Here is a 6,558-nt window from a genome sequence, read left to right as displayed (position 1 = left end):
GAACAAGAACAATTTCAAGATCATCAACCACAGTCGCTCGCCACAACGATAAACCAGAGTGCGGCTCAGCCTGTGATGCTAGAAAAGCCCAGTTTTAAGGTGAAACCCACCCCACCGCACTATCCCAGAGAGGCAAAACGTAAAGGATTGCAAGGTGTGGTGTTGATTGAAGTCTGGCTCGACCCTCAGGGCCAACAAATCAAGCGAATAATTGCGAAAAGCTCAGGCTATGAAGTGTTGGATCATGCTGCGCTGGACGCATTAAAAGAGTGGCAATTTAATGGCCACAGCATAAACGGACAGAGAATGGCTTCAAGGTTGAAAGTCCCAGTCCGTTTCGAATTGAAGTAGTTTCTGGTTTAGTGGAGTGAGTTAATCATATGTCATATAACGAATTTTTTATTGCTATTCAGGGACAGTTGGGCTTGATGCGCTGGCCATTAACGTTATTGTCGCTGTTAATGGTGATGCTGATTATTGAGCGTCTGGTGTTCTTTATGCTTAACAGTAAAACCCATCGCCGCAGCGGGCACACTGATCTGTATCAGTTGTCATTAGAGGATGACGCAAAACTCGATGCTTATCTACAACAGCATATCCAAGATAAAAGCGCCCTATCCCAAGGATTGTGTATGTTGATCGGCCATCGTCAGTTTGCTAAACCGCTGCGTGAAGAGGCTGTGAGCCTGTGGTTACAGGAGAAGCGCCGTCAGTTTATGGCGGGATTAAAACTGCTGCAAATTATCGGCGTCTTAGCGCCTTTACTCGGACTATTAGGGACGGTTTTGGGCTTAATTGAAATGTTTAAGGATGTGGCCTCGACACCGGGCGCCGTGACCCCATCACAACTGGCCGATGGCCTAGGTCTCGCCATGGCGACCACTGCCGCGGGTTTATTGATCGCCGTGCCAGCTATCGCTTGCTCACAGCTATTCAATTTATGGGCTAATCGTAAGCTCGATACCATTGAGTATCTGTTAAACCATTTTAATCTGCACTTGATTGGTCTTAGTGTCGATAAGATCACCTGTCAGCCGCAAGCTTGCCAAACGCCATGTGTGCCCAGTTACACGTGGGAGTCTGATAAGCAAAGCGTCGTTGAGGTGAGCCGATGATCTGCTCCAAAAAGTCCCTTGATGAAGAAGGTTTGAGCCCAGATCTCACCTCGCTCATGGATATTATTTTTATCGTGATGGTGTTTTTGCTGCTCAGCGCCAACATCCAAGTGCAGACATTAACCGTGTCGATCCCTAAAGCCCAGTCTTCCAGTGAACTGGGCAGTGCTGATGACAGTGCATTAGCCGTCACGGTGACCGCCGATGATGAGCGCTGGGGCCTACAGGATAAGGTGTTTAGCGACTGGGATACTTTTACTGCAGCCTTTACTGTGGCAGTGAAACACACGCCTAATCGCCCCGTCATTATTGCCAGTGATAAACAAGCCAATGTCGAAAAACTATTGAAGCTGTTTGAGTTTATGCAGCAGCACCAGATCCATGCCACCCATATCATGATGAAAGGGCCTAACCAATGACAATATGTAGAAGGAAGTTGTCCAAAATGAAGAGCTTAAATCTAAAACAATTAATCGGAACCGCCCTGTTTAGCCTTTTAACCGTCTATTGTGCGGCTGCGCTAGCCACTGAGGCTAACTCCCCTCGCATTATTAGTGCAGGGTCAACTGTCACCGAAATGTTACTGGCGCTGGGGGCCAAAGACAAGATTATTGCCGCCGATCTGACAAGTAAGCCATTGTTATTAAATACTGAAGTGCCAATCGTTGGTTACCACAGACAGCTGTCGATCGAAGGGTTGTTGTCGCTTAGGCCAAGCCATTTACTGGGATCAGATGAAATGGGGCCAGATACCACCTTAAAGCAGCTCACCTCGGCAGGTGTGGTCGTGCAAGCGCTACCCTCTGGCAATCATCTTGATGATTTTAATGCCCGCATCGATATATTGGCCAAGCTCACCGACACCCAAGCCAAAGCAGCACAGATAAAAACTCAAGTGAAAGCGCAATTGGCTAAATTGCAGCAAAATAAACCCGCCGCACCAGCCAAAGTATTATTTATGATGATTTCAAAGGGGCGGCCCATAACCGTTGCCGGTGCGGGGACAACCACCCACACTGTGATTGAATTGGCGGGCGCGATAAATCCGGTGGCCGAGCACAGTCACAGTTATAAGTCATTTTCCAGTGAGGCCATCCTACAAATGCAGCCCGACGTCATCCTGCTGGCGGAGCGAACCTACGATCAATTAGGCGGGATTGCAGGATTGGTGGCAGAGCAACCGCTATTAGCTCAGACCCCAGCGGTGAAAAATCAGCGGGTGATCGCGATTCCTAGCGCGGCGATTCAAGGCGGTTTTGGACTCGCGAGCCTCACATTAGCCGAAAATCTACAGCATCAATTGGCGAGTGCCACTGGCGCCAATGCTGCGCCTCAATAAGGCCCAACGAAAAGGAACTCGCAATGCAACAATTAGTCACACGCAGAGTGCCACTGAGGCTCTTGCTGACGACCAGTGGCGCGCTCTTATATTTGGTGATGGCAAGCTCACTCGCGTTAGGCCCTATGGATATTAGCTTTACCTCTGCCCTAAGAGCCTTGCTAAACCTAGACACCGACTTACCAGAATACGCCAAAGTCATCGTTCAGGAAGTGCGTTTGCCTAGGACCTTATTAGCGATTTCAGTCGGAGCGCTACTGGCCATGTGCGGTGCGGTAATGCAGGGGTTGTTTCGTAATCCATTGGCCGACCCTGGCATTATCGGCGTGTCAGCAGGGGCGTCCTTAGGAGCTGCGATTGCCATCGTATTGCTGGGCAGTGTCGTTGGCAATACGCCAATGATGACCTTAGGAACCGTCCCCGTTTTTGCGTTTATTGGCGGGGCGCTGGCGACCTTTGCAGTGTATTACATGGGTACCAGTGCCCAAGGGACATCTGTCAGCATTATGTTGCTCGCCGGTGTCGCGCTCGCCGCAATGGCAGGAGCAGGATTGGGATTACTCAATTACTTTGCCGATGATCAAGCGCTAAGAGATTTGTCACTGTGGACCATGGGCTCTCTTGCAGGAGCCACTACAGATAACCTCGCCTTGGCCTACAGCGCATTATTGCTGCTGGGGTTAGTGTTTTGGCGTTTGGCTAAACCATTAAATAGCTTATTGCTTGGGGAAGCGGAAGCCAGACACATGGGCGTTAACGTACAAAAACTGAAACGAAAACTGATTTTATGTACTGCGGCAGGTGTGGGGATAACCGTTGCATTGGCCGGGATGATAGGGTTTATCGGCCTCGTGGTGCCCCATATTGCACGTCAGTTGACCGGGCCTGCCCACGAACGGCTGCTGCCGGTGTCGATGGTGCTTGGCGCATTACTGTTACTGCTATCGGATATTATTGCGCGCACCATCGTCGCGCCGCAGGAGATCCCAGTGGGCATTATTACCGCGGCGATTGGAGCACCTTTCTTTTTAATGCTGTTATTTAAACAACGAGGACGCTTAGCTTGATGGGGATTGCAATTGAACATGTCAACTTAACCCTAGGTGGGAAGACCCTACTCGATAATGTCTCACTCGAGTTTGAGTGCGCCTGCTTTAGCATGATCTTAGGCCCTAATGGAACCGGTAAAAGTAGCCTGCTCAAGGTCATTAATGGTGAACTGGCTCAGACCAGCCACGTGAGCTTTTATCATATACCAAGACAGGAGTGGGCCGACGCGACACTGGCAGGATCCGTCGCGGTATTGCCACAGTCGAGCAGCTTAAGCTTTAACTTTACAGTGCAAGAAGTGGTCGAACTCGCCAGTCAGACGCTTACGGCAAGCCGAACCGAGGTTCGTCAGATAGCTAAGGACAATATGGAGCGAACCGGGGTCGCTCACCTTTCCGAACGCCTCTACCCAAGTTTGTCAGGCGGAGAGCAACAACGAGTACATCTTGCCCGGATATTGACTCAGGTCGCTCAGTCGCCAAGAGCGCCCGTGTTGATCTTAGATGAGCCCACCTCGGCGTTAGATATTGCCCATCAACATCATACATTGGCGCTACTGCGACGTTTAGCCCGCGAAGGGGCGTGTATTGTTGCGGTAGTCCATGATCTTAACCTCGCAGCACAATATGCCGACAGGTTGATATTGTTAGATAAGGGGCGAGTGGTGGCCGATGGCACACCCGCGGATGTGTTAACAGCCCCCTTAATTGCGCAAGTCTACCAGTATCCGGTGCAGATATTGGCACATCCTCAGCACGACTACCCGCTGGTGATTGCCTGATCGCCCACTACGTTGGTGAAGTACCCGTGGCCAATTAACACTTAATGTTACTCAAATCAATCACAGGTATCTCTAGCCGTTAAAGATGAAATGAGTATGTCAAGAGGTCACTTTATTTGCGAGTTTAAAACCCAGATTACCAACGAAAATAGATAGGACAAAAGCGATAGGCCAAGCGACAATGAAGGAATTCATCCATGTATAGAGCCACTTCTGAGTCATTCCTAGTTCGAAAAAACTAAAAATGCCAGTCATGAGGAATGCCATCATAAGAGAAATAAAGATTTGTGCGACAATCAAGGTTTGTTTCTTTTGCATTGTTCCATCCAAATTAAAAATTTTCAGATGGTGCTAATACAATAAATAGCACCATCCTAATGAAAGGGTAGTGCCGTGGGTTTGCATAATGCAACTAAATCTCGAATTATCGAGGACTGGAATAACCTGACCAGTCTAAAATCTTTTCGACGTTGGGCATGTTAGTGGTTAGTCCTGTACGAGTCAAGTTTCCAGCTCGCATATACAAGGACCTCGACAGAAACTATTGACATCCTCCACCTCCTTTAAAGGGGGGGGATGGTGTCAATATGCTTCATCACGATGCTCCCCTTTCCACCATATGCTTCTAGGTTAGACGGAGGCTGCTTGGTCAGCCCGTCGAAAATCGGTTGTTACTACCTACTTGATTTTCGTTACCAAATTAAAGCCTCATCGGAGTATATTTGGTCCAAGCCACCATATCGCCAATTAACGGGACAACCCATACCGCGGAGTGCTGATTTTGGTGTATGCGATAAAAAAATAAATCTTTATCGCGGATATCGTGCTTACGGATCTCCCGATAAAACGCCATGGCTGATGGACTAACCTCATCCGGTTTTGAAAGCTCTTTTTGAAGAACTTTTACATGAAATACATCGACGTTAAGATTGTCAATCGTCGTTGGATATTGCTCAAATTCCCCCCGTACAATGTACTTTAATGGACTCGTTAAACAGTCTTGATCAGTAATACAGGTGGATGAATAAAACGAACCGGTATTTTCGCCCTCATAAACTAAAGACATACTTAAATCGGCACGCACTAATAGTTCACCCGCCACCGGAAAATAAATATCGGCTTGATAATTATGCTCAAGCAATTCACCAGTCGCTTTCTCACCCAACGGCATCACAATTTTGTTATAGCGGATGCGCTGCTCCATGACGTGGGTGAGCGGAATAAATTCCTTCAACTTAAGGCCGGCAGCCTGAGAGTGAATCGCGGTAATATTCATCATATCCTTGCCCTTACAGCTTGCCGGATTCTGTTCAGGGCAAATCGCCATCGAGTAATGTTGGCCGTCAGTCGCGGCAAACGCGCTGAAATACTTTAAATGATCAATTTGATTGCCCTCGGGAACCAAATGCTTTTGCCACTCAGAGGGATGTAAATTTTTATTCTCTCCCATATAAAGCAATTGAGCAAAGCCGGTAGTGCCCGCCAACGTCAAGTCGATGGATTTATCTGCATGCCACTTGGCCACATCCTTCACGACAGAATGGCGCTCACTAAAATACCAAATCGTCGCTAAAATTAGGCCAAATAGCATAATACCCAAGAGTTTCGTCCAATTTGATACGCCAATAATGGCGTCTCTAATCGCATCTTTAATGGCCAATATTTTTAGATTGGATTGCACTGACACGTGTAATTGGTAGCCACGACGTGGCATGGTTTTAAGCTGCACTTCAACGTAAGGCTCGAGTTTTTTACGTAATGTACTCACACAATTCGTTAAAGAAGTAGGAGTCACCACACGATTTGGCCAACCCGCCATAAGCAGTTGTTCCCGGGTAAAAATCGTTTTTGAAGATGACAATAATAAGGAGAGTATCGCCGCCTCAGAAAACGTTAAGCTAATCTTGGTGCCATTAACATGATCGACCAATTCCTTAGCCTGTTCATCTAACGTTAAATAGGAAGTAATTTTATACATATTAACCGCTCGATAACTCAACCAACACAGAGGAGATTTGCCAATAAAAGCAGAAAAGTGACGATTATAAACCGCCATTTTAGATTTTACCTGCATAAAATACTGTGACTCTATACTCACTTTACCTATTGTTTAATCAGCACAAAACCCAAATCTTTTCCGGTAGATTACATCTCGAGACGCTTAAAAAACCACGTCGTGCCAAGCAATAAAGCACCTATCCAAGCGACTAATAAACCATACATTAATGGCAAACTTAAGCCCATTTGCAGCACCAAGGCGAGGCTACTTTTGG

The 6,558-nt window shown here is 47.4% G+C and carries 8 protein-coding genes; 6 read left to right on the top strand and 2 right to left on the bottom strand.

Annotation, left to right across the window (positions count from 1 at the left end):
- The 6 genes from ACRCZA_RS15785 to ACRCZA_RS15760 all read left to right on the top strand — a co-directional run.
- A partial coding sequence (locus ACRCZA_RS15785; RefSeq protein WP_438675346.1) for an energy transducer TonB occupies nucleotides 1-351 on the top strand: 351 nt, incomplete at its 5' end.
- A 29-nt stretch (nucleotides 352-380) separates the two neighbouring features.
- Nucleotides 381-1,115 (top strand): MotA/TolQ/ExbB proton channel family protein, encoded by a 735-nt coding sequence (locus ACRCZA_RS15780; RefSeq protein WP_438675345.1) that lies wholly within the window; start codon nucleotides 381-383, stop codon nucleotides 1,113-1,115.
- Nucleotides 1,112-1,534, top strand: coding sequence for an ExbD/TolR family protein (locus tag ACRCZA_RS15775; RefSeq protein ID WP_438675344.1), 423 nt, complete (start codon nucleotides 1,112-1,114; stop codon nucleotides 1,532-1,534). Before ACRCZA_RS15780 ends, ACRCZA_RS15775 begins: the two co-directional genes overlap by 4 nt.
- A 26-nt stretch (nucleotides 1,535-1,560) precedes the next feature.
- Entirely contained in the window at nucleotides 1,561-2,454 is an 894-nt protein-coding gene (locus ACRCZA_RS15770; RefSeq protein WP_438675343.1) for a heme/hemin ABC transporter substrate-binding protein, read from the top strand.
- 23 nt (nucleotides 2,455-2,477) lie between these two features.
- The gene (locus ACRCZA_RS15765) at nucleotides 2,478-3,521 is read left to right on the top strand and encodes a FecCD family ABC transporter permease (RefSeq protein WP_438675342.1); all 1,044 of its coding nucleotides are present in this window, start codon (nucleotides 2,478-2,480) and stop codon (nucleotides 3,519-3,521) included.
- On the top strand, nucleotides 3,521-4,285 hold the full coding sequence (locus ACRCZA_RS15760; RefSeq protein ID WP_438675341.1) for a heme ABC transporter ATP-binding protein: 765 nt from the start codon (nucleotides 3,521-3,523) through the stop codon (nucleotides 4,283-4,285). Before ACRCZA_RS15765 ends, ACRCZA_RS15760 begins: the two co-directional genes overlap by 1 nt.
- 99 nt (nucleotides 4,286-4,384) lie before the next feature.
- On the opposite strand, the gene ACRCZA_RS15755 is transcribed toward ACRCZA_RS15760, so the two are convergent.
- Together ACRCZA_RS15755 and ACRCZA_RS15750 are read right to left on the bottom strand one after the other, a co-directional pair.
- Complete coding sequence (locus ACRCZA_RS15755) at nucleotides 4,385-4,603, bottom strand: DUF2798 domain-containing protein (protein WP_438675340.1); 219 nt, start codon at nucleotides 4,601-4,603, stop codon at nucleotides 4,385-4,387.
- A 382-nt stretch (nucleotides 4,604-4,985) separates the two neighbouring features.
- The gene (locus ACRCZA_RS15750; RefSeq protein WP_438675339.1) at nucleotides 4,986-6,263 is read right to left on the bottom strand and encodes a winged helix-turn-helix domain-containing protein; all 1,278 of its coding nucleotides are present in this window, start codon (nucleotides 6,261-6,263) and stop codon (nucleotides 4,986-4,988) included.
- Between the last annotated feature and the right edge of the window lie 295 nt (nucleotides 6,264-6,558).

Source organism: Shewanella sp. (assembly GCF_051658185.1).
Lineage (GTDB): Bacteria > Pseudomonadota > Gammaproteobacteria > Enterobacterales > Shewanellaceae > Shewanella.
Note: the sequence above shows the minus strand (reverse complement) of the source record. Positions and strands in the feature narration are given on the sequence as shown.

Coding starts and splice junctions, on each gene's coding strand:
- ACRCZA_RS15770 (WP_438675343.1), top strand. CDS start 1,561: ATGAAGAGCTTAAATCTAAAACAATTAATCGGAACCGCCCTGTTTAGC.
- ACRCZA_RS15775 (WP_438675344.1), top strand. CDS start 1,112: ATGATCTGCTCCAAAAAGTCCCTTGATGAAGAAGGTTTGAGCCCAGAT.
- ACRCZA_RS15765 (WP_438675342.1), top strand. CDS start 2,478: ATGCAACAATTAGTCACACGCAGAGTGCCACTGAGGCTCTTGCTGACG.
- ACRCZA_RS15760 (WP_438675341.1), top strand. CDS start 3,521: ATGGGGATTGCAATTGAACATGTCAACTTAACCCTAGGTGGGAAGACC.
- ACRCZA_RS15780 (WP_438675345.1), top strand. CDS start 381: ATGTCATATAACGAATTTTTTATTGCTATTCAGGGACAGTTGGGCTTG.
- ACRCZA_RS15755 (WP_438675340.1), bottom strand. CDS start 4,603: ATGCAAAAGAAACAAACCTTGATTGTCGCACAAATCTTTATTTCTCTT.
- ACRCZA_RS15750 (WP_438675339.1), bottom strand. CDS start 6,263: ATGTATAAAATTACTTCCTATTTAACGTTAGATGAACAGGCTAAGGAA.